Origin of the sequence: Sulfitobacter sp. (assembly GCF_039977885.1) — a bacterium.
GTDB lineage: Bacteria > Pseudomonadota > Alphaproteobacteria > Rhodobacterales > Rhodobacteraceae > Sulfitobacter.
On record NZ_JBDWCI010000012.1, the window covers coordinates 335351 to 357453 of the forward strand.

The following is a 22103-nucleotide window of genomic DNA, read 5'->3' on the forward strand; positions in this document are numbered from 1 at the left end:
CTTTTGTTACTTTTAAAGGTAGCGTGAATTAGTTGAAGAACGGGTTGGGGTCGACGCTGTCGGTGCCTTTGCGGACTTGGAAGTGAACAAATGAATCCTCCCCGCTGCGTAGCTTGGCGATACTTTGACCGCGGGTGACCGTGTCGCCGGTTTTAACGGCAACGTCATCGACATTTGCATAGACCGTGATCAACTGATCGGGGTGGCGGACAATGACAATCGGGATGCCATCGGGGCTTTTGGTCAGGGCAATGACCGTGCCAGCCTCGGCTGCTTTTACAGGCGTGCCCGGTGCCGCCTTGATGTTGACGCCTTCATTGCGCCCCTTGGCATAGTCGCGGATGATCGTGCCGGAAACAGGGCGGACGAATTGGCCTGAAGCGGCGGGTTTGGTTGTTTTGCCAACGTCAGCCACCGGAGCCGGCGCGGGCTCGGGTTTCGGGGCGGCGGCGGTAGAGGTCGCCGGAGTGGCCGGTGCGGGCTGAACTGCTGGTGCAATTTTCTCTGCGGGCAGTGGTTTGGTCGCGGATGGCGGTGTTGGCGTGGCCGAACCTTGGCCTGGCAAGGTGGTCGCGGCAGCGGCGCTTGCGGTTTGTGCTGGCGCTGCCTTTGGCGGGTTCTGTGACGGAACCGGGATCAATAGGAATTGCCCCTCGCGGATCGCAAAATCAGAACCAAGCCCGTTCCATTGGGCCAAATCCTTGACCGGAACAGAGTAGAGGCGCGCGATGGTAAAGGCGGTCTCGCCCCGTTCGACCTTGTGGCGCACAGGCTCTTTGCCGGTTTGGGCCTTGGGGGTTTGCGTGGCCGGCGTGGTGGCGGCTGGTGCTAGTGCTGCGGTCTGTACGCTGGGCGTTGCAGGCGCGCGGTCGATGGCGCTACCGGCTAGGCTGGTGACGTCCACGGGTTTGATCGGCCCGGTCCCTGTTGCCCCTGTTGCGGGGGAAGGCTCTGACACGCGGGTCGGCAAAGCGATGATTTCATCCTTGCGCAACGGCACATTCGCGTCGATGCCGTTGTAAGAGGCCAGCGTCGCGGCGGGCAGGCCCACACGGCGGGCAACATCGGTCAGCGTATCGCCGCGCTGTGCGACGGCGACCTGATAATTGGGGTATGAGATCACACCGCGGCTGTCGGGTTGCGGCCGTGCGGCCAGCGGTGCCTGCGCTGCGTTGGCGGTTGAAAACCCGCCGCCCAAACCGCGCAAATCAAAATCAAGCGGGTCGCTGCATGCGGTTAGTGCCATGCAGGCAGCGCCCGCAAAAAGCGATGTGCGCAGGGTTTTGCGCCTTGGAAAAGCTGTCATTCCGTGTGGTCCTTGTCACTGCCCATCCCGTGTGCCCGGGATTTTCAGTGTTCCTACCACATTATGTGTCTTTTCCCAACCCTTCGAGTAAAGGAACAAAGCGAACGGCGCGCATTTCGTCATATTCCAGCCCGTCGGCGGTTTTTCGCACGCGAATAAGATGCTGAACTGCGTCTGACTGACCGACGGGCAAGACCATGATGCCCCCTTCTTTTAATTGGGCAAGCAATGGACCGGGGGGGTCTTCGGCAGCAGCAGTGCAGATGATGCGGTCAAAGGGGGCCTGTTCGGGTAGGCCAAAGCTGCCATCGGCGATGATTGCGGTGATATTGTTGAGGTCAAGCACGTCAAAGACGGTGCGCGCTTCTTGCACAAGGCGGCGGTGCCGGTCGATGGTGTAGACGCGGCGGGCCAGTTTGGACAGGATCGCGGCCTGATAGCCGGAGCCGGTCCCGATCTCGAGTACCTTGTCGCGCGGTGTCAGTTCAAGCGCTTGGGTCATCAGCCCCACAACGGATGGCTGGCTGATCGTCTGACCGCAGGCAATGGGCAGGGGCATGTCCTCATAGGCGCGTTCGGCAAACAGGCCACGGATAAACGGGCCTCGGTCGACTGCTTCCATCGCCTCCAGCACCAGCTTATCCGTGACGCCCTTGGAGCGTAGGGCATAAAGGAACTGCATTTTGCGTTCAGCGATTTCGTCCTCGGGGGTGTCGTTCATGTGTTGATGTCCGTCATGTCGGCAAATTCGTCATGGGCGGTAAGATCGGCGCGCATGGGCGTGACAGAGATATACCCCTGCAGATTAACCGCAGCGTCAGAGCCTGCAGCAGGGGGAACCTGCTGGTCACCGCCGGTGATCCACAAATAGCGCCGCCCGTTTGGCGCGTCATGGGGCTGGGTTGAGAAATTCACACCGGGTCTGCGTCCTTGAGGGGCAAGGCGGATGCCGGCCACGTCTTTGGCGGCCACAGGCGGGAAGTTCACGTTCCAGAACAACCCGTACCCGTTGGCCACGGCAGGGGCGCGGGCAAGGATGCGGCGGCAGACATCTGCGCCGTGCTCAACTGCGGCCTCGAATGGGTTATCGAGGTCACGGTTGGCAGGGCCATAGAATTGCGACAAAGCAATCGAGGGCACGCCTTGCAATGCCCCCTCGATCGCGGCACCGATGGTGCCGGAATAGAGCGTATTCTCGGCTGCGTTATTGCCGCGGTTCACGCCTGACAGGATCAGATCGGGGCGTGCGTCTTTCATCGGATCATAAAGCGCGCAGAGCACGCAATCCGCAGGGCTGCCTTCGATCATATAACGGCGGGGGCTGATTTTCGTGATAAGGGTTGGTTTTGTGTAATTGATGCAATGGGCTACGCCTGATTGCTCAAATGCGGGGGCCACGACCCACAGCTCGCCCTCGGGTCCGGCCAGCGTTGCCGCAATGCCTTCGAGCACGGCAAGACCCGGTGCGTTGATGCCGTCGTCGTTGGTAATCAGAATACGCATAAATTGCCCCTTTTTGCCTTGATAAGCGAGGTGCGGCAGGCGGGCAAGCGAGGGGGCGCTTATTTATCGAGTGTTGCCAGAAGGCGTGCTGCTTCTACGTGGATATCATTCAACGCATCGCGGGCCTCACCGGGGAAAAAGCGCGCGCGGGTGGCTGTCGGCATAGGCTGCGGCGTCATGATATCGACCTTGGGGCCAATACGCGCGCTTTCACCTTGCCAACTGCGGGCAAGAGAGATTTGCGCTGCTTTGGTCGCACCGTATGCACCATAGAAATTTCCACCGCTCACCGGATGATCAAAAAACACGGCGCGGCCCTGTTCACCCAACAAAGGTGAGACATAGTTGATCAGGGTTGAGGTGGCAGTGATGTTGATATCCACGGATTGTTTGAGGTCCTTGGCGTCAATGTGATGGCACGGCGTCAGTGGTGCCGCATGAACCGCAGTATGCATCCACAGATCAAGGCTCCCCCAGCGGTCATAGATACCGCGACACAAGGTTTGCATGGCACCTGTGTCTGTAATGTTCATTGGTGCAAGTGTCGCGCTACCGCCACGGGCCTTGATGCGGTCATCAAGCTCTTCGAGCGCGCCAACGGTGCGGGCGACTGCAATGATGTGATGGGTCGGAGCGAGCGCTTCTGCGAGGGCGGCACCAAGGCCGCGCGATGCGCCGGTGATCAATACGGTTTTATCTGTCATTCAAGGGATATGCGCGGGAGGCGCGGTGCCGTCAAGGGCTCTAACCTTTTGGCATGGTCAGGATTTGTGTGCTGCCGCCGCGCGATAGAACCAGCTGGTCATCGCTAATTGCCGCAACTGTGCTGCGTGCGATGCGGTCACCCACACGCACGGTCTGGGTTTTGCCCTTGGACAAACGGACAAGCGCGCGGCGCGCAGATGCGGTGCCAACGATACCCAACAGCGCCGTACGCGGCAGGTTTACCTGTTCAGTCGCAAGCTCTGCGACGGCGGGCGAGGTAGCGGTGTCTTGCGTGGCCATGGTGGCTCCTTTGGTCATTCCAAAGGGTCAGTTATGCCTTTGTCCGCAAGCGAAACAGGGGGGCACGCTGCGCTCGGCAGAGCATTGCCATAGGGTGCGCGCAAAGGCGCCGGTCAGGTGTTTTGATGGTAGGTGAAGGTGGCATGGGCCAAATAAGCGATGGCGTCTTTGGGCAGAGGGGCATTCAGCTGCATACGCATGGCGCGATTGGATTCGTATTGAAAATCATCTGGATAGGCCGCGAATATTTCGGCGGCGAGCGTGGTTTTACAATCTACAAAAAGCGCAAGGGTCCGGGGGAGCTTATCGCTCCAATTGAGCCGAAGTGTGCTGCCTTTGCGCGGACGATCCGGCCGCCATGCGGGCTGGCCCCATTTCAGGCTCTCGGTGAGCGGGCCGATATCAGCACGCGCACCCGCTTCTAGAATCAACGCTCGGATATCTGTGAATTTTAACCGGGCTTCAGCAGGCCAGTGGGCTGTGGTGCGGGTGATGGGATCGGGCAGAGGATCAAGCATAAGGCCAGCATAGCACAGCCGCGCAGGCTAAGGTGACTTTACTGCCAAAATGTAGAGAGGGAGGAGGCATAGGGCGCAGGTCGCGCCCTATGGTAATTTTGAAGGCGCGCTTATTCAGCGGCTGGCTTCATCTCGAAACCGTCTTCGACCCGATCAGAGGGGACCACAGGGTATTCGCCCGAGAAACATGCATCGCAATATTGCGGGCAGGATTTCTTGCGGCCCTCGGCTTCGCCGACCGCGCGGTAGAGACCGTCGAGCGAGATAAATTTGAGGCTGTCGACGCCCAGATAGCTGCACATTTCGTCTTCGGACATGGTCGCGGCCAGCAGTTTGTCGCGGTCAGGGGTGTCCACGCCGTAAAAGCAGGGCCATGCCGTCGGAGGCGAGGCGATGCGGAAGTGGACCTCGGCCGCACCGGCATCCAGGATCATCTCTTTGATCTTGCGGCTGGTGGTGCCGCGTACAACGGAATCGTCAACCAGAATGATGCGCTTCCCCTTCACCAACGCGCGGTTCACGTTGAGTTTCAGGCGCACACCCATGTTGCGGATGCTCTCGGAGGGCTCAATGAAGGTCCGACCCATATATTGGTTGCGGATAATGCCCATTGCATAGGGGATGCCGCTCTCGAGGCTATAGCCGATGGCCGCGGGGGTGCCGGAATCCGGCACAGGGCAGACCAGATCAGCCTCGATGGGGTTTTCCTTGGCCAGTTCACGGCCAATCGCTTCGCGTGTCTCATAGACCGAGCGCCCGCCAAGGATACTGTCGGGGCGAGAGAAGTAGACATGCTCGAAAATGCAGAACTTGGAAGGCTGACGGCGGAAGGGGAAGTGGCTTTGCACGCCTGCATCCGTGATGACGACCATTTCGCCGGGCTCAATTTCGCGGATGAATTCGGCACCGATGATATCCAGCGCACAAGTTTCAGAGCTCAGGACCCAGCCATCGCCGAGCTGCCCAAGAACCAGCGGGCGCACGCCCAGCGGATCACGCACACCGATCAATTTGGTGCGGGTCATGGCCACAACAGAAAAGGCCCCCTCGACACGGCGCAATGCGTCTTCCATCCGCTCGGGGATATTCCGTTGGAGCGAGCGGGCCATCAGGTGAATGATGCATTCGCTGTCGCTGGAAGATTGAAAGATTGAACCGCGCTCGATCAGCTCGCGGCGCAGGGCGTTGGCGTTTGTGATGTTGCCGTTATGCGCAATCGCCGCACCGCCCATGGCGAACTCGCCAAAGAAGGGCTGTACGTCGCGGATGGCGGTCTGGCCTTTGGAGCCGGCAGTGGAGTAACGCACATGCCCGATGCCAATCGGGCCGGGCAGGGTTTCCATCACTTTCTGGCTGGTAAAGTTGTCACGCACATAGCCAAAGCGGCGGGCAGATTGAAAGCCGGCTTCGGAATCATGGGTAACGATTCCACCTGCTTCCTGGCCGCGATGCTGGAGGGCGTGCAGGCCGAGGGCTACAAAATTCGCGGCGTCAGCGACACCGACAACGCCGAAAATGCCGCATTCTTCCTTTAATTTATCATCATCCCCTGCATCCGTCAGATAGGATGTATCAAATGGATTTGCTGGGGGCATTAACTTGGGCGGGGTGTGGGACAAGGGGGCGCTCCTGTGACCGGCAAAGGTTACGGGGGTATTACGAAAGTCCGCGCCCAGAGTCACGCTGTGAATGTGCTAAATAACTCCGGGGCGGTTTTGTGTAGCGCCAAGACGGAAATTTCAGCGCATTCGGCAGGTGAACCGCTGGCCTTTGCCGATGTTTTGAAAGCCGGGGGCCACAATATTAAAAAACCCGGCGATCCAGAAGGATGCCGGGTTCGCGATTGGTTCGTTAGGGTAACGGATCAGCTTGCTGTGCAGCTTGCGACCAGTTCTTCGTATTTGCCGGTGATCCAGCCCAATGCCTGATCGGGGTCGGAGTTCTGGATGTCGTCGGTGAAGCGGCCAAACACCTGTGCCGAACGGCTGTCGTCCACGATGGTGAACTGCTGGCCGGTGATCACGGTGGAATAGACGAAAAACGCAATCGCAACGAGCAGGATGCCGCGTGCCACACCGAAGATAAAACCAAGCGCCTGATCGAAACCGCCAAGGATCGACCGTTGGACAAGCGACGAGAAAAGCGGAGTAAACAGCGATACCACAACAAGGGTGATAGCCAGTACCAAAGTAAAGGCTCCGATGATCGACAGTTCACAGCTGTCGGCCAGAAACTCACCTACAACGGGGATTTCACGTACCAGCGGTTCGACCTGTGGGGCGAACAGATAGGCCAGCACAGCCGCAGCGATCCAACCTACAATGGCCATCAATTCGCGTACAAAGCCGCGTCCGTATGCCAGCAGTGCCGACATCACGATGACCAATGCCACCACGCCGTCAATGAGGGTAAAACCTTCCATGCTTGTCTCGCCTTTTGTTGTGACGCGTTAGCCAGCGCCGAAAATTTCACCCACAAACGCTGTCAGATCGGTCATCGGTCTGAGCGCGATACCGTCTACGACAACAGGTTTGCCCCCTTTGGGAGCTATCGCCGAGGTAAAACCAAGTTTTTGCGCTTCTTTCAACCTGTTTTCGGTCTGTGTGGCGGGGCGCAGCGCACCTGACAGGCTTAGTTCCCCGAAAACCACGGTTTCGGCAGGTAGCGCGGTATCTTCGCGCGCACTTAGTAAGGCGCAGGCCACAGCAAGATCGGCTGCAGGTTCGGATATCTTCATACCGCCTGCCACATTCAGATAGACATCAAGCCCGGCAAAGGGAATCCCGCAGCGCGCCTCGAGAACGGCAAGGATCATCGCCAGACGCCCACCGTCCCAGCCGACAACCGTGCGCCTTGCCTGCGAATGAGGCGAGGGGGCGACGAGCGCCTGAATTTCGACCAGTACGGGGCGGGTGCCCTCGATGCCTGCAAAAACCACTGATCCCGCAGCGGGCTGGCCGCGTTCGGATAGGAACAGGGCCGATGGATTGACCACCTCGGACAGCCCGCGGCCTGTCATCTCGAACACGCCAATTTCGTCGGCAGGGCCAAAGCGGTTCTTAACCGAGCGCAGAATGCGGAAAGGGTGGCCGCGTTCGCCTTCGAAATAAAGGACAGTATCTACCATATGTTCGACCACGCGCGGGCCCGCGATCTGGCCTTCTTTGGTGACATGGCCGACCAACACAATCGAAGTGCCGGTGCGTTTGGCAAAGGAGGTGAGTTCATGAGAGGCGGCGCGCACCTGTGATACCGAACCGGGCGCGCTTTCTACGTTGTCAGCCCACATGGTCTGGATTGAATCGATGATCGCAAGCTGCGGGCGTTCTTTGTCCAATGTGGTCAGGATGTCGCGCAAGTTGGTTTCTGCGCCCAGTTTTACGGCCGCGTCGGACAGCCCGAGGCGTTGCGCGCGCATCCGCACCTGCGCCGAGGCTTCCTCGCCCGAAATATAGACGACCTTCAGGCCCCGGTTGGCAAAGGCGGCAGCGGCCTGAAGCAGTAAGGTGGATTTACCGATGCCGGGATCACCACCGACCAGAATGGCCGAGGCGGCCACAAGCCCGCCGCCCAACACGCGGTCGAGCTCTCCCAGACCGCTCAGCGTGCGGGGCGGGGGGGATTCTTCAGTGGCAAGATCCATCAGCTCCATCGAAGAGCCGCGTCGCGCACCTAATGATTTGGACGGCGGGCCTGCGCTGATGCCCTTGTCTTCCTGAATGGTGTTCCACTCGCCGCAATTGTCGCAACGGCCTGACCATTTGCCATAGCTGGCGGCGCATTTGGTGCAGGAGAATGATTTTACAGGTTTTGCCATGGTCGCCTTAGTGCCTTGGGTCGGGGTAAGGATCAATGGGAAACAGATGGCAAAAGTGCCCGTATGACGTGCCAGTAATTTTGTTGGATCAGGGCCGTCCTAGTCGGGCGTGATTATTCCGCAGCTTTGGGGAGCTCATAGAGGCTGTTATCAAGGGCTGTGCTATCAAGTGGCGCATCCTCGGTGGATGGGGCTGGAACGTGGAGCACTGTCTCACGGCCCAGTTGCGGCAGGATTTCGTTCATTTCTTCGGAGAGACGGGCAAGTTGGGCTGCGGCGACGCTTTCTTCCAATTCGACCTCATGGAGCCAGTGCTTCATTTCGGTCGAGATGGATTTGGCCTGATCAAGGCGTGCATTGAATTGATCAATCTCTTCTTGGCGTTGCTTGAGGAAATTGCGCGCGCGGTCGATTTTTTCGTCAGAGTAGACCTCGGCCAATTCGCGGCTGATATGGCTCATCTGGGCAGCGGCTTCGAGAAGGGCAGGCTCAAGCGTGCTGAGGTCAGGGTGGTCACGCAGATAGATAAGGCGTTCGCGCACAGCATCGAATTCCGAACTCAGCTGAAAAGCGCGGCCGCGGTCAGCGGCATGTACGGCACCGTATGCCCGGGCTACATCGTCCATAGAAACCGAGAAACGGCGGTGCGAATTTTCCAGCTGCATGATGCGCGCGTTGGCGGGCAGGAAAAAGCAGATGCCCGTGGCCAGAGCGGTCGCTGCGATCTGCAAATACATGCCGGCATTCTGCACCGGCTCGCCCGCATAGCTGAGCGGCAGATCAACCCATGCCCAGACCCCCAATACGGCCATGACTGTCGCCACTATCAGCCCTGCGGCGCAAACCGCAAAAAAGAACACAGCTGCGCGCTGCATCATGTATTGGATAAAAAAGCCAACGGCTTTGAGCTGCTTCATCTGGGTCCTCGGGTGGCAGGTTGAGCAAAAATTCGCTCAATTTCAAGCTATAGCAGAATAAGGGCCGCAAGATGACTTGCAAAGAAAATTTTTCTAAACAACCGACAGCTATTGCGCAAACTGTCTCCGGGAAAACACTCAACCGTGGCCAAAATGCATTGATTGCTGTGTTTTACAGCTTATGAACAACGATGTAAGGATGCAGAAGGTAAATAAATACAACCCCCAGGCGACTTCGATGCGGCCGACACCGATTCCTTTTGTGATCGTGATATAGAGCGCGATAAGGAAGATATCCGCCATGGCCAACCGTCCCAATCCGTCCAGTACCGGTTTGAGGCGCGGGCCAATTCGCCCTGTATGGATCAATGCCAGCCCGATCGTTTTGACGTATGGGGCCACCAGCGCAAACAGCGCGACCAGGATCGCCAGAAACATGCTTGATGACCAAAGGGATTGCAGCCCGGTCATAACCGATATTTCGCTTAATCCGAAGAGCGGCAATAACCCCGCGCGCATCAAGGGGGCGAACCAGGACAGAGGGTACAAGACAAGGAGCGACAGGTTTAGCAGTCGCAGCAGTCGCATCAGCTTACCCATGTCCTGTCGTAGCGCCCGCCGAGGTTGGTCAGGATTTCATAGCCGATAGTGCCTGCGAATTCCGCAACCTGATCAACGCTTTGATGCGGGCCGATCAGTTGCAGGCTTTCAGGAAAATCCGACAGAGAGGTGATATCGACGGTGATGGAATCCATCGACACCCGGCCCACGAGAGGCACTGCTTGGGAGCCGTGATAGAACATGGCATTTGCACCCATGGCACGGATCAGCCCGTCCGCGTAACCGGCAGCAATTGTGGCGATCCGGCTTGGCGCGGGTGCGGTCCATGTGTTGCCATAGCCAACGGTTTCGCTTTTGGCGACTTCGCGGATCTGGATCACGGGTATATCAAGGGTCACAACGGGTTGGGCCTGCTCGAACGGTAGCGCGCCATAAAGCCCGATACCGGGGCGCACAATGTCGAAATGGTAATCTGATCCGAGCAACGTCCCTCCCGTGGCGGCCAATGAGCGAGGCACATCAAGGCCTGCAGTCATGGCCTCGAATTGCTCAAGCTGATGTTTGTTCATGGGGTGGTCCGGCTCATCGGCGCAGGCCAGATGGGACATGATCAGAACCGGGTTTTGCGCGAGGGCAATGTCGCGCAGTGCGGACCATTCGTCCGGTTCCATGCCGAGGCGGTTCATGCCGGTGTCGAGCTGAAGGCCAAAAGGATGGCCCGGCAGCGCTTCGACGTGGCGCAGCATTTGGTCAACCGAGTTGATCATCGGATGCAGATTCGCACCCGCAATCGCCTGCGCATCGCCCGCCATATGGCCCGAAAAGACCGAGATCGTGGGTCCGTTCCCAAGAGCACGGCGCAGGGCCACGCCTTCTTCGGCCGTTGCCACAAAAAATTGCCGCGCGCCTGCTTTTGCCAAATGCTGGCCCACACGGGCCATGTCGAGGCCATAGCCGTTCGCTTTGACAGTGGCACCTGTTTCGACTTGCGAAATTTTTGCCAGCGCGCGCCAGTTGGCGGCGACCGCGGCCAGATCGATGGTTAATTTTCCTGTACTCATGCGCCACGTTTGAACAGAGCCGCCCGCGGCGTCAAGACGCTGTGCACAGGCCAGGCGGAATATCCTGTCCGAGGGGCATAAGTTTTTGCATGTATCGGGGGCCGGTGCGACGATAACGACACCGGTGACATGCGGGATATGTCATGGAACTGTCACTTGCGGGTCGGTCAGGGCGCAGTAGGGTGCGCGCAAAGATAAGGAGATATCAATGACTAAGGTGACAAAGTCGGTTTTGCCAATCGCGCTGATTGCAAGCGGTGCAGCTTGGGCCAATCCGATTGATACGCAGCTGCCAAACGCGCCGGCCCTTGCAGGGTATGGCGCGTATCCCGTTGGGGTGCGCCAGCTTGAGATGGTCAACGCTGATCAGGTCAATATTCTTGCCATAGACCCTGCCGGCGAGAAGCCCGAAACTCTGCCACGGTATGACCGCCCTCTGACGGTCGAGCTTTGGTATCCGGCAGACAATGACGCAACAGGCACGACCGAGCTGCGCACATATTTGCGGGACGGCACCACCGAAGTTACCCTTACAGGCCGGGCGATGCGTGATGCGGCACCAGCCGTCAGCGAGATGCCCTATCCGCTGGTTCTGGTCAGTCACGGTTATCCCGGAAACCGGTTCTTACTCAGCCATCTGGCGGAAAACCTGGCTTCCAAGGGTTATGTTGTAGCCTCGATTGACCACACCGACAGCACCTACCGGACGCAAGCTGCATTTGGATCAACCTTGGTGAACAGGCCGCTGGACCAGCTGTTCGTCCTGCAGCAAATGGCGGATATGGCCCAAGAAGGCGAGGTGTTTGCGGGCCTGTATGACGCGGATAACACCGGTTTGATCGGTTATTCCATGGGGGGATATGGGGCAATCATCACCGCAGGTGGTGGCGTGACCGAGGCATCTGTTGCCTATGACTGGGGCGGACCGTTCGGCACGCTTGGCATTCATCAGTCCGGTTCAACAAGCCATGCAGAGCTATTTGATGACCGAATCAAAGCCGTGGTGGCGGTCGGCCCTTGGGGTATGAACCGTGGTTTTTGGGATGCCGAAGGCCTTTCCGGCGTAAAAATTCCGACTTTGTTTGTGGCGGGCAGCGAGGATGACGTGTCGGAATATGAAACCGGTGTGCGCGCGATCTGGGAGAACGTGAACACGGTCGAGAGCGCTTTGCTCACCTATGTGAACGCCGGACACAACGCCGGCGCGCCGATGCCCGCGCCAAAGGAGAGCTATTATTTCAACGAAGACAAAGGGTTCAATATCTCGGAGCATTACTCTGATGCTGTCTGGGATACGGTGCGAATGAATAATATCCTGCAACATTTCACGACCGCGTGGCTGAATGAAAAGCTGAAGGGGGATGCGGAGGCTGGCAGCTATCTTGATTTGACCGAAAGCTCGAATGATGGGGTTTGGTCGGTCGATGAAGACGGGAAGCCAACCGATGAGCATAGCTATTGGAAGGGCTTCGCCGAGGGCACGGCCAAGGGTCTGCGTTTTGAAGTGAAAAGGCCGCAGTAGCCCAAAACAAAATCACTTTGTACAATCCAAACGCCGCGCCAAGAGGTCCGGCGTTTTTGTGGATAAGGTCACGGACGAAGACCGCGCAACACAAATGAATGCACGTGAAGTTCGCGCTTTAATCAGCTGAATTTGCTGCCTGAGTTCGGTATCAGCGGAAATTTTGCACAGAGTTATACACCGGCTAGAATTCTTCTTCGCCGCCGTCCTGCTGCCATGGTTTCACAAGGTTGCCAAAGCGGGTAAAGCGCCCTTCAAAGCTCAGGTCGACCGTGCCGATAGGGCCGTGGCGCTGTTTGCCGATTACGACCTCGGCCCGCCCGTGCAGACGTTCCATTTCTTCTTGCCAGATCGCCATTTTGTCCAGCTCGTGATCGCCTGGCTTTTCGCGTTCCTTATAATATTCCTCACGGAACACGAACATCACCACATCAGCATCCTGTTCGATCGAACCGGATTCACGAAGGTCAGACAGCTGTGGCCGTTTGTCTTCGCGGTTTTCCACCTGACGCGACAGCTGGGACAGGGCGATAACAGGAATATCGAGTTCTTTAGCGATCGCCTTGAGGCCCATCGTAATCTCGGAAATCTCGTTCACGCGGCTTTCGCTTTTGCCGGTGCCGCGCACGAGCTGAAGATAGTCGATGATCAGCACATCAAGGCCATGGGTCCGTTTCAGGCGGCGCGCACGGGCAGCGAGCTGGGAAATGGGCAGGGCGGGCGTGTCGTCGATATAGAGCGGGCAGGCTTCCAGTGCCTTTGCGGCGTCCACAAAGCGGCGGAATTCTGACTCGGTCATATCCCCCGAGCGGATCTGTTGGGAGGGGATTTCGGAGGCTTCGGACAGGATCCGTGAGGCGAGCTGTTCGGCGCTCATCTCGAGGCTGTAAAAGCCGACGACGCCGCCTTCAACAGCGCCTTCGCTGCCGTCGTGCAATTGCCCGCGCTTATAGGCTTTGGCCACGTTAAACGCGATGTTTGTCGCAAGCGAGGTCTTCCCCATAGAGGGGCGACCGGCGAGGATCAAAAGGTCAGAGCGGTGCAAACCGCCAAGCTTCTTGTCCATGTCGATCAGGCCGGTGGATACACCGGACAGGCCACCATCGCGCTGATAGGCTGTGTTGGCTACATTAACAGCGTCGGTTACAGCCTTGAGAAAGCTTTGAAATCCGCTTTCCGCCTGACCTTGTTCGGCCAGTTTATACAGCTGCTGTTCGGCTTCGACGATCTGTTCGCGTGGTTCATTCGCAACGTCGACGGTGGCGGCTTTGGCTGCGATATCGCGGCCCAATTGAATGAGGTCGCGGCGCACAGCGAGATCATAGATCATCTGCGCATAGTCGCGTACGGCAAAGGCCGAGATCGCAGCACCTGCGAGACGCACCAGATAGGCGGGGCCGCCAAGTTCCTGTAGGCCTTCATCCTCCTCCATAAACGCCTTGAGCGTTACGGGGCTGGCAAGGTTGTTCTTTGCAATACGGGCGGCGGCGATCTCGAAGATTCGCGCATGCACAGGATCATAGAAATGCTTGGGGCCGATGACACTGGCAACGCGGTCATAGATATCGTTATTGGTCAGGATCGCACCGAGAAGCTGCTGCTCTGCCTCAATAGAATGAGGCATCGTTTCAGCGGCTTGAACAGCAATTCCAGTTGTTTCTAAAGACGATATTTCGTTCATGGTGTACCCTGATTTGCCCCGTCGTTTCACATAACGAGTGGGGTGCGGGCGCGCAAATTGTATATTTTCTGTGGATAACCTGTGGAGGAAACGCGCGCACCATATCTTGCGATACTTCCGCTGCGCGCGTCAACCAATGGTATTATTTCTTCCGTGCTTCTTGCCACTCACGGGGAGACTTGAGAAAGTTTTCCACCTCGTCGAGCGTTTCCTTGGCAAAGCTGCCTTGGCGCTTGGCCTCGGCCAGTACATCCCACCATGTGCACAGATGGTGCAACGCTACGCCATGATCGCCAAGTGTCTTTTCCGTTTCGGGAAAGATGTCGTAGTAGAAAATCACGGCCGTATGCCCGCAGCTAGCACCTGTATCGCGGATCGCATCGACAAAGCTCAGTTTCGAGCCGCCATCGGTGGTCAGGTCTTCGACCAGCAGCACGCGCTGTCCTTCGCTCATGTCGCCTTCAATGCGGGCATTTCTACCGTAGCCTTTGGGCTTTTTGCGCACATAGGTCATTGGCAGGGCCATCCGTTCGGCGACCAACGCGGCAAAGGGGATGCCTGCGGTTTCGCCGCCGGCGATGTTGTCAAAAGCCTCAAAACCCGCGTTGCGCATCACTGTCACGGTCAGGAAGTCCATCAACGTGCTGCGGATGCGCGGATAGGAGATCAGTTTGCGGCAATCGATGTAGCTGGGTGAAGGCAAGCCGGAGGCCAGCGTGTAAGGCTCATCGGTGTTAAAGTTTACCGCGCCGATTTCCAGCAGCATACGGGCGGTAAGGCGCGCCATTTCGGCAGCGTCGGGGTAGGAGTTGGGGATCATAGCAAGCAGTCCTTGAGGGTCAGGTTATGGCTCAGGCGGTCCAATGCAGCGTCATTTGCGGATCAAAGACGGTGACGGGGCCATCGGGCGTCTGGATATGGGGCGGGAATGTCGCCTCGTTACGCGTCAGGGTAAGCGTTTCTTCATTGACGGGCAGACGGTAGAATGCCGGACCGTTAAGGGAGGTGAAGGCCTCGAGCTTATCAAGCGCGTTTTCGTCTTCGAATACCTGCGCGAGGATCGACATGGTGTTGGGCGCGGTAAAGCAGCCGGCGCAACCACACGGGAGCAGCTTGTTCTCGTCGGTGTGTGGCGCGGAATCTGTCCCGAGGAAAAACCGTGCATCGCCCGAGGTCGCAGCAGCGCGCAGGGCTAGGCGATGTTTCTCGCGTTTGGCCACTGGCAGGCAGTAGTAATGCGGTTTGATCCCCCCGGCGAGGATGTGGTTGCGGTTGATCACCAGATGGTGCGTGGTGATTGTCGCGCCAAGGTTCTTGTCGTTGGCCTGTACATATTCCACCGCGTTTGCCGTGGTGATATGTTCCATTACCACGCGCAATTCGGGATGTTTGCGGCGGATCGGATCAAGGACGCGGTCGATGAACACAGCTTCGCGGTCAAAGATATCTACGTCAGGATCGGTCACTTCGCCATGGGTGCACAGAGGCAGGCCAATTTCGGCCATTTTTTCCAAAACCTTGGCAACATTGTCAAAGTTGGACACGCCAGAGGCCGAATTTGTGGTGGCTCCGGCGGGGTACAGCTTTACCGCCGTGATGAGGCCTTCGGCATGGGCGGCGGCCATATCCTCGGGATCGGTATCCTCGGTGAGATACAGCGTCATCAGCGGCTTGAAGCTATCGCTGTTGGGCACTGCGGCCATGATCCGGTCGCGGTAAGCGCGGGCATCAGCGGCTGTCACCACAGGCGGTACAAGATTGGGCATAATGATCGCGCGGGCGAAATGGCGCGTGGTCTCAGGCAGCACAGCGCGCAGCATGTCGCCGTCGCGCAAATGCAGGTGCCAGTCATCGGGACGTCGAAGCGTAAGGGTTTGTGTCATGGGCAGGGTGCTAGCACGCTGCCCCATCCCGCGCTAGTCGTCTTTGTCGGTCTGGGAGGCGGCAGCAGCGGTCAGGCGACGGGCAAAGCGCGGCGCGTGCATGCGCGTGGTCACATTGCGTGCCAGAGCAAGGGCCAGTGTTTCGCGTCGCTGCGCATCCAAAGCGGCAAGCAGGTTGCGCAGATAGGGCGGGTGCAGCCGCCGTGCGCGCATCATCTTGGCAAAACGGACATCATCCAGACTGTCTTTTGCGATCGCATCAAGCAGGGGGCCAAGTTGCTCCATCTCCAGCAGGTCGGTCTGGATCGCGTCGCCCATATGGGGCAGGCGTAATTTGCGGGTGTTGTCGCGTGTAAACAGGGCAGCGTGCATCGCATCAAGCTGCTGGCGGGGGTCATAGACGACAAAGGCCGCTGTGGCCCCATCGAGCATGTCAGGTGCATACCCATAGCGCGATGTGAAGTCTGTCCGCCGCATTTCGACGAACCGGTCGTCCCATTCGGTGACCCGTGGATCAAGCGTGGCTTGGGGTTGGACAGCCAGAACGCTGGCTTCGGGTGCGGCGACCGAATAGGCAGCAGCGGCATAGCCACAAGGGCCAGCACCGTAGAAAATAATCTGGTCGAATTCATCAAAGAACCCGTCGTCGATCAGCCGGTCGAAATAGGCATATACCGCTTCGTCGCGAAACCACGTGTCGCCGTTTGAGGCTATGCACAGGCTGGACCAGTCATACTCCTGCATCATCTCCCATCCCAGCGGCTGGGCGAGGGAGGACAGGGCAGGGATGCCCTGCAATGTCTCGAAAGAGACAAGCAAAGTGGGGGATTTTTCAATAAAAGCCGCATAATGACGCCGGCCCAATTGCTCGAACGTGCCATCTTGGGCGCAAAGTTCTTCGACGGCTGCCAGCCAGTCGGCTTTTTTCATACCGGCGAGCGACGTGTCGAAGGTTAAGCTGTTCTCGGGCATCGAATTGTCCTCAATCTGCTCCGCATATCGGTGTACGCATGCGGTTTCCGGGCCGGATATACCTTGGTATTTTGGCAAAATTGAGGTGAATAGGCGCAAAATTATGGCGCGGTTTTTCTACGGGCGCGACCTAGATTGGCATGTTTGATCATGAATTGGGCGGCTTGCTGTGAAACCGGCTGTGACGGCGGGGTCATCATAAGCCGACCAAAGAGCGCGCGAAACGGTTCTTGCTGCATGAGTGTATCAAAGCGTGATTTGCGCCATGCGACGGCACGGGCGTGTAATGTGGCGAGGGTTTCGTCGGCCATCAGTTCCGCATGGTGGGCTGCACGGGGGGTAGCAAGGCTTTGTACGCTGATATCTTCATCGGTGTTAAAGTTCCGCTCGACCCAGTAATCCAGCCCCAGCATATCATCACTGTGCACGGCGCGGCCACGGTCGGCTTTGAGAACAAAGCTCTCCATCGCGCCAAGCGGGTAGTGATTTAGCTGGACCAAGCCGTAATTGTCTTTGCCAAAATTCGAGAAGATGCGGTTTTTCACGAATTGCTCTGGCAGGGGGGCACCATTGCCGTCAAACCAGCGGGCCTTTGCCATTCTGCTGTCATTGCTGTCGCGCGGGCGGTGCACGCCGGGTTTTTTATATATGCCATCGTTGCGGTAGAGCGTTTTGAACATTGAGGCGCGCCACGGCCAATAGAGCACAGCAGGTGCTGCGCGTGTAAAGGTGTCAAGCACGGGGGCATCTTTGTAGCGGACCTGAGCGGCTGCGCCAAACAGACGCCATGTGAGGGTAATGGCCGTGGCATCGGGGATGGCGGCGTGCAGCGCCTCCAATGTGTGATCACCGCAGTGGATATTGACGAACTCATCCACATCCAGCGGCAATATCCATTTGGCCTTCCGCGTGAGACTGTGCTTGGCCGCGGCTTTGAGCGCGGTGAACTGTATGCCTGCTTTGTCATAGGGGCCATCGTTGCGAATGTGGGTGACGATGCCCATCGCGTCCAGCCGGTCCAGCATGGCGTCAGTGCCGTCCTGACAGTCATTCGAGAAGATCAGGAAGTTATCAAAGCCCACAGCGCGGTGATGAGCGAGCCATTCCAACAAAAAGGCAGCTTCGTTACGTACGCAAAGGATGGCAAGATGGCTCATGCTACCGCTTGTTCCGCAAACGGGATGGCTTTGCCGTGATCTGCGGGCCTTTCATTCAACTCTCCATGTCCAGAGCCAGCGCATAGGCCACCCGCTCTGTCTCGGTCAGTTTAACGGCGAGCGCATCGCGGTATAGATCGGCGAATTCGGGATTTTTATGAAGCTCTTCGGCCTTTGCACGGTGCCAGTCGAGGCCGGTCTCGTGCCAACCGCGCAGCACGTCATCCTGCATTAGGCGGTCGTATTCGGCACGCAGGCGCGGCAGGTTCCGTTTGATGGTTACGTCGCGGAAATCCGACCAATCCATGCGGATCCAGTAATTGATCCCGATAGAGCGGTCCACATGCAGCGCACGGCCACGTTGGCGTTTGATCAAGAAGCTCTCGGCCGAGCGCAACGCATAATGGTTGAGCTGTAGCAGGTCATAGCCGATGTTTTTCTTGGAGGACCGCCAGCCGTTGGTGGCCACGTCCTTTGTCATATCCTTGCCCGAGCCGTTGACCCATTTGACCTTGGAGACAAAGGCATCATCAAGCTTGTTGGGGCGGTGGCACGAGATTTTCTCATAGGCCCCGATGTTTTTGAACATCGTTTTAAAGCCCCAGACGGTATGCGGCTTGGGGCAGAATTTCGGCGCACAAGTATCGAACTGATCAAGCACAAAGTCATCGTTCAGCTCTGTCACGCCGTTATGGCCAAACAGCCGCCAGGTCATCGCGACATTTGTGGCGTCTGGCACAGCGGCAAGGAAATCCTGCACGGTGCCATTGCCACAGCGCACATTCATGAATTCATCCACGTCAATGTGGATGATCCATTCGGCATTCTTGATGACAGGTTCTTCAAGGGCGCAGTTAAGCGCATGTTGCTGCGGGGAATTGCCCTTCCAGTCGTCATTGTTGCGGTGTTGCAGCACGCCCATTTCTTGCAAGCGGTCAAGGATTTCCGAGGTGCCGTCCTCGCAACCATTTGTATAAATGAGGAAATTATCCACGCCCATGGCGCGGTGATAGGCGACCCATTCAACGATATAGGGCGCCTCGTTCTTCATGCAGCCGACGATAACATTGCCGCTATTCCCTGCGGGCAGGCTGCGCGGGGGGATTGGGGTATAGGCTGTGGCCAGTTCTTCCTCGTTGACCGACCCCATTTTATTGTGCGGCGCAAAGGTCGAGATGCGAAGTTTTTCAAAGTTCTGCACGGCCAACGGCGGCATCAACTTGCGCGCGCTCTCGCTTAGTTGGGCAGGGGCGTCGGCTTCGCTTCGCGGGGCCGCATCGGGGGCGGGCGCTTGCGATAGCTCGACGGGCGCGCCCGCAAGCTGTGCCAGATCGGCAGCACGCTTTTGCCGTTCCTCGCGGGTGGCTTTGTCGATGCGCCACATAAAGCCCAGCAAATATTGTGAAGGCCGGTAACCGAACAGCGGATCGGCCTCTGCCCATTGCCCTTTGGCGCGGGGGGCTTTGAATGTGTCCTTGTGCAGAGTGGGCTGTTGTTTGATCAGGTCTTTAAGGCCAGCGGCGAAATGTCTGGTGATCGGGTGCAGGCTGGCAAGGTCCATTGGCGGGCCATCGATGGCCACATCCTGCACAAAGCTACGCCAAAGCTGTCGCGGCAAGATACGCTGGCCGCTGGCCAACACACGCAGCACCAGCGCATTAAGCTGGCGACCCCGTGCCAATGCGGCATCTGGTGTCGATGAGGGCAAAATAACGGGCGTGGCTTTGGCTCCGATATCTTTGACGTCAAAGGCATTTGCGATGTCGTCCACCACCTCTGGGCCTGAAAACCGGTCAGCATCATAGCTGTGCAAATGCACTTTCCCCGACCCGAATTCGGCCTCCCAAAAGGCGACCAATGCAGGCAGATCAATCCACGGAAGGGGGGCTTGCGTTTCGGCAAAGACGCCGGCGGCGGGGTCAATTCGCGGGGCTGCTGCTAGGGCTGCTGCGCGCCAGCTATCACTGCCCACAAGGTCGAGTTCGGCCTGCAAAGACAAGCCGCGCCCTTCGAGGATCTGGTTGGCGTAGCTGCGCGCAAGCATCCGCACGGGCAGGTCCACATGGGCGATGACCGTGATGTCCTCTGACAGCGGGCGGAGCATCTCATGAAGGCGGGCCAGCTCGGAGGTGCTGTACAGGTTTGCGCCCAATTGCGCGCAAGAGACGATTAATGTCTCGGGGGTATGCTGGGCCACTTCGCGGGCCAGCTCACTAATAACGGCTTCACGCAGTTCGGCCTGTTTTTGCGCCGTGATGTAGCCGCGGTTAAAACGCAACGGATCTACGTGTTCGGGATCGGTCGCTGCCATGAACAGCCGCGTGTGGTTCTTGTTGCCCGGGCTGCGGGCAAAAAGGACACCCTTACGCGCCAATTGATCACGTTTGCCTGCAAGCACGGATTGAATGCGCTCTGCGCTGACCTCTTCAGGTCCGATATGTAGAAAAATACGCATCAACTAGCCCTATTTTTGGAGTTGGCGTTGGCCCGACCCCACCATGGCAGATCCACGCCCAAATGGGCCGCCACCGCCGCCTGCGCGCCACTGTCGGCCACGTTGAATTCCAGATATGCCGTGTCGCCTGCAAACAGCCTGTCCAGATGCGCGTAATGCCCTTCGATCCAAGTCACCCGTTCGGCGGACGTTTCACCATAGCCTGCGGGCAGGCCGGGAACGGTGGCGCGGTGCAGCCGCTCCGTACCCAGATCGGACCACGCAAGCATGGATTGCGACACATCCCACGCATCGCGGCGCGAGGCGACAAAGCGCACATCGGGGTGATGTTTACGGATCGCATCAATCATCGCGAAATCCATCTGCGGCCAGAGCGAATGATCTTTGCGCAAACAGCTCATCTCGGTCACGGCGTCGAAATCTTCCAGAAATTCTGCGGGGTCGCCGTTATGGAACAGCCCGCGATAGAGCAGCTCGGCAACAAATGCATCTTTCAACGCCGCAGTTTCTGTCTGGCGCGGACGTATGCGGTGATCGGCCACGCGAAAGCCCGCGATCTTTAGAGCACGCGCCAGCGTTGTGGTGCCGGTTTTGGGAAGGCCCAGATTAACGACCTTGAGCTTAGTCATGTGGCCGTTTCCAACAGGCCGAGGCCGCGCAGCATGTCTTCTTCTTGCGGCGGGAGCTTCGAGGCGCTGCGCAACTGGTGCTGCATCTCACGGTATTCGGGACGCTCCAGTAAAGTATCGCGGCGCGCAATATGGGCTGCAACACAAGCGTCATGTAATTCGGCGATCTGCCCCTGCGCTTTAAGCGCGTCAATCTGTTTGCGCAGTGCGGGCAGATAGCGCTGGATCGATGTATCCTCCCACGCAGGATCATTCCGTTCTCGCCAATAGGTATCATCAAAGGCGCGGTTTTCACGGTTCACATCGCCGCGGTCGTTTTTGACCAGATAACTATCGAGACTGCGCAAGGCATAGTGGTTCAACGTGGCATGAGCCCGCGATCCGCCCGCGGGAAAGCGGCGGATACGGCGCGGATTGGCTGCTACCAGAAACCGGTGGGGCACATTGCGCCCAGAGGCATCAGTCCAGACAGGGCGTTTGTTTTTCTTGATGCTATTTTTGAAAAACGGACGATGTGCGCCATAGTAATGAAGCGGAAAGTCGCTGCGCACCAATGACTTGACTTCGATGGCGGCCTCACCGCACCACATATCGGGGTTGTGGCTGTGGGTGAATTGCTCAATCACGGGCCGGTCTTCGAATTGATCAATGTCATTGTTGGCGAAAAACTGAAAATTCAGGCTGATGGCCTGGGGGTCGCCGCAGGCGTCAATGAGGGCGGCAAAACTGTGATCGCCTACATGGATGTTCGGGAATTCATCTACATCCGCGATCCAGATCCAATCCGCATCTTGCACCACACTCTGGCCTTTTGCGTCTTTGAGCGCCTCCATCTGGTAATTGCGCCCCTCTGCGGGGTTGGGCAGGTGGGTGACATGCCCTAGCTCGGCCAGCGCATCAAGCAGGCTATCCGTGCCGTCGTCGCAATCATTGGAGTAAAACAGGAAGTCAGTCACCCCGATGCACTGATGAAACGCGATCCATTCCAATAGGAACGGGCCCTCGTTTTTCACGCATGTGACCGCTGTGATGCTCAGCTCAGATGCCATTGCAGTCCCCTGCAAATTGCATTGTTTTTACCATATCCGCCTCGTTACGGGTTTCAGTGTCAATATG

General features: G+C 57.9%; 21 protein-coding genes. 1 reads left to right on the forward strand and 20 read right to left on the reverse strand.

Going from position 1 to position 22103, the window contains the following annotated elements:
• Nucleotides 1-28 precede the first annotated feature (28 nt).
• The 12 genes from ABJM03_RS09995 to alr form a co-directional block, all read right to left on the reverse strand.
• Entirely contained in the window at nt 29-1306 is a 1278-nt protein-coding gene (locus ABJM03_RS09995; protein WP_348417243.1) for a peptidoglycan DD-metalloendopeptidase family protein, read from the reverse strand.
• A 61-nt stretch (nt 1307-1367) separates the two neighbouring features.
• Complete coding sequence (locus tag ABJM03_RS10000; protein ID WP_348417244.1) at nt 1368-2027, reverse strand: protein-L-isoaspartate(D-aspartate) O-methyltransferase; 660 nt, start codon at nt 2025-2027, stop codon at nt 1368-1370.
• Nucleotides 2024-2809 carry a 5'/3'-nucleotidase SurE gene (gene surE, locus ABJM03_RS10005; protein ID WP_348417245.1) on the reverse strand — a complete coding sequence of 262 codons (786 nt, stop codon included), beginning with the start codon at nt 2807-2809 and terminating at the stop codon, nt 2024-2026. Before surE ends, ABJM03_RS10000 begins: the two co-directional genes overlap by 4 nt.
• Nucleotides 2810-2868: 59 nt before the next feature.
• On the reverse strand, nt 2869-3513 hold the full coding sequence (locus tag ABJM03_RS10010; RefSeq protein WP_348417246.1) for an SDR family NAD(P)-dependent oxidoreductase: 645 nt from the start codon (nt 3511-3513) through the stop codon (nt 2869-2871).
• 40 nt (nt 3514-3553) lie between these two features.
• A complete protein-coding gene (locus ABJM03_RS10015; RefSeq protein ID WP_348417247.1) occupies nt 3554-3814 on the reverse strand; it encodes a pilus assembly protein PilZ in 261 nt (86 codons plus the stop codon).
• A 113-nt stretch (nt 3815-3927) separates the two neighbouring features.
• Nucleotides 3928-4332: a hypothetical protein gene (locus ABJM03_RS10020; RefSeq protein WP_348417248.1), complete on the reverse strand. Its 405-nt coding sequence runs from the start codon at nt 4330-4332 to the stop codon at nt 3928-3930.
• A gap of 110 nt (nt 4333-4442) precedes the next feature.
• The gene (gene purF, locus ABJM03_RS10025; RefSeq protein WP_348417589.1) at nt 4443-5927 is read right to left on the reverse strand and encodes an amidophosphoribosyltransferase; all 1485 of its coding nucleotides are present in this window, start codon (nt 5925-5927) and stop codon (nt 4443-4445) included.
• Nucleotides 5928-6196: 269 nt separating this feature from the next.
• On the reverse strand, nt 6197-6754 hold the full coding sequence (locus ABJM03_RS10030; protein WP_348417249.1) for a CvpA family protein: 558 nt from the start codon (nt 6752-6754) through the stop codon (nt 6197-6199).
• Nucleotides 6755-6781: 27 nt separating this feature from the next.
• Nucleotides 6782-8149, reverse strand: a complete 1368-nt coding sequence (radA, locus tag ABJM03_RS10035) for a DNA repair protein RadA (protein ID WP_348417250.1) — start codon at nt 8147-8149, stop codon at nt 6782-6784.
• Between the two features lie 113 nt (nt 8150-8262).
• Nucleotides 8263-9066 (reverse strand): DNA repair protein, encoded by an 804-nt coding sequence (locus ABJM03_RS10040; protein ID WP_348417251.1) that lies wholly within the window; start codon nt 9064-9066, stop codon nt 8263-8265.
• A gap of 138 nt (nt 9067-9204) precedes the next feature.
• Nucleotides 9205-9666 (reverse strand): paraquat-inducible protein A, encoded by a 462-nt coding sequence (locus ABJM03_RS10045; protein ID WP_348417252.1) that lies wholly within the window; start codon nt 9664-9666, stop codon nt 9205-9207.
• Nucleotides 9654-10688, reverse strand: coding sequence for an alanine racemase (gene alr / locus ABJM03_RS10050; RefSeq protein WP_348417253.1), 1035 nt, complete (start codon nt 10686-10688; stop codon nt 9654-9656). Before alr ends, ABJM03_RS10045 begins: the two co-directional genes overlap by 13 nt.
• A 208-nt stretch (nt 10689-10896) precedes the next feature.
• On the opposite strand from alr, the gene ABJM03_RS10055 reads away from it, so the two are divergent.
• Entirely contained in the window at nt 10897-12210 is a 1314-nt protein-coding gene (locus ABJM03_RS10055; RefSeq protein WP_348417254.1) for a dienelactone hydrolase, read from the forward strand.
• Nucleotides 12211-12394: 184 nt separating this feature from the next.
• Here ABJM03_RS10055 and ABJM03_RS10060 read toward each other — a convergent pair whose 3' ends face one another.
• The 8 genes from ABJM03_RS10060 to ABJM03_RS10095 form a co-directional block, all read right to left on the reverse strand.
• Nucleotides 12395-13891, reverse strand: a complete 1497-nt coding sequence (locus ABJM03_RS10060; RefSeq protein ID WP_348417255.1) for a replicative DNA helicase — start codon at nt 13889-13891, stop codon at nt 12395-12397.
• Nucleotides 13892-14033: 142 nt separating this feature from the next.
• A complete protein-coding gene (locus ABJM03_RS10065; RefSeq protein ID WP_348417256.1) occupies nt 14034-14711 on the reverse strand; it encodes an orotate phosphoribosyltransferase in 678 nt (225 codons plus the stop codon).
• Between the two features lie 31 nt (nt 14712-14742).
• On the reverse strand, nt 14743-15774 hold the full coding sequence (gene pyrC / locus ABJM03_RS10070; RefSeq protein ID WP_348417257.1) for a dihydroorotase: 1032 nt from the start codon (nt 15772-15774) through the stop codon (nt 14743-14745).
• Between the two features lie 33 nt (nt 15775-15807).
• Nucleotides 15808-16746 (reverse strand): phosphoadenosine phosphosulfate reductase, encoded by a 939-nt coding sequence (locus ABJM03_RS10075; RefSeq protein WP_348417258.1) that lies wholly within the window; start codon nt 16744-16746, stop codon nt 15808-15810.
• 101 nt (nt 16747-16847) lie between these two features.
• Nucleotides 16848-17903, reverse strand: a complete 1056-nt coding sequence (locus ABJM03_RS10080) for a glycosyltransferase family 2 protein (protein WP_348417259.1) — start codon at nt 17901-17903, stop codon at nt 16848-16850.
• 55 nt (nt 17904-17958) lie between these two features.
• Nucleotides 17959-20358: a glycosyltransferase family 2 protein gene (locus ABJM03_RS10085; RefSeq protein ID WP_348417260.1), complete on the reverse strand. Its 2400-nt coding sequence runs from the start codon at nt 20356-20358 to the stop codon at nt 17959-17961.
• On the reverse strand, nt 20358-20987 hold the full coding sequence (locus ABJM03_RS10090; RefSeq protein ID WP_348417261.1) for a sulfotransferase: 630 nt from the start codon (nt 20985-20987) through the stop codon (nt 20358-20360). The genes ABJM03_RS10085 and ABJM03_RS10090 overlap by 1 nt, the downstream gene beginning before the upstream one ends.
• Entirely contained in the window at nt 20984-22024 is a 1041-nt protein-coding gene (locus ABJM03_RS10095; RefSeq protein WP_348417591.1) for a glycosyltransferase family 2 protein, read from the reverse strand. The genes ABJM03_RS10090 and ABJM03_RS10095 overlap by 4 nt, the downstream gene beginning before the upstream one ends.
• Nucleotides 22025-22103 lie beyond the last annotated feature (79 nt).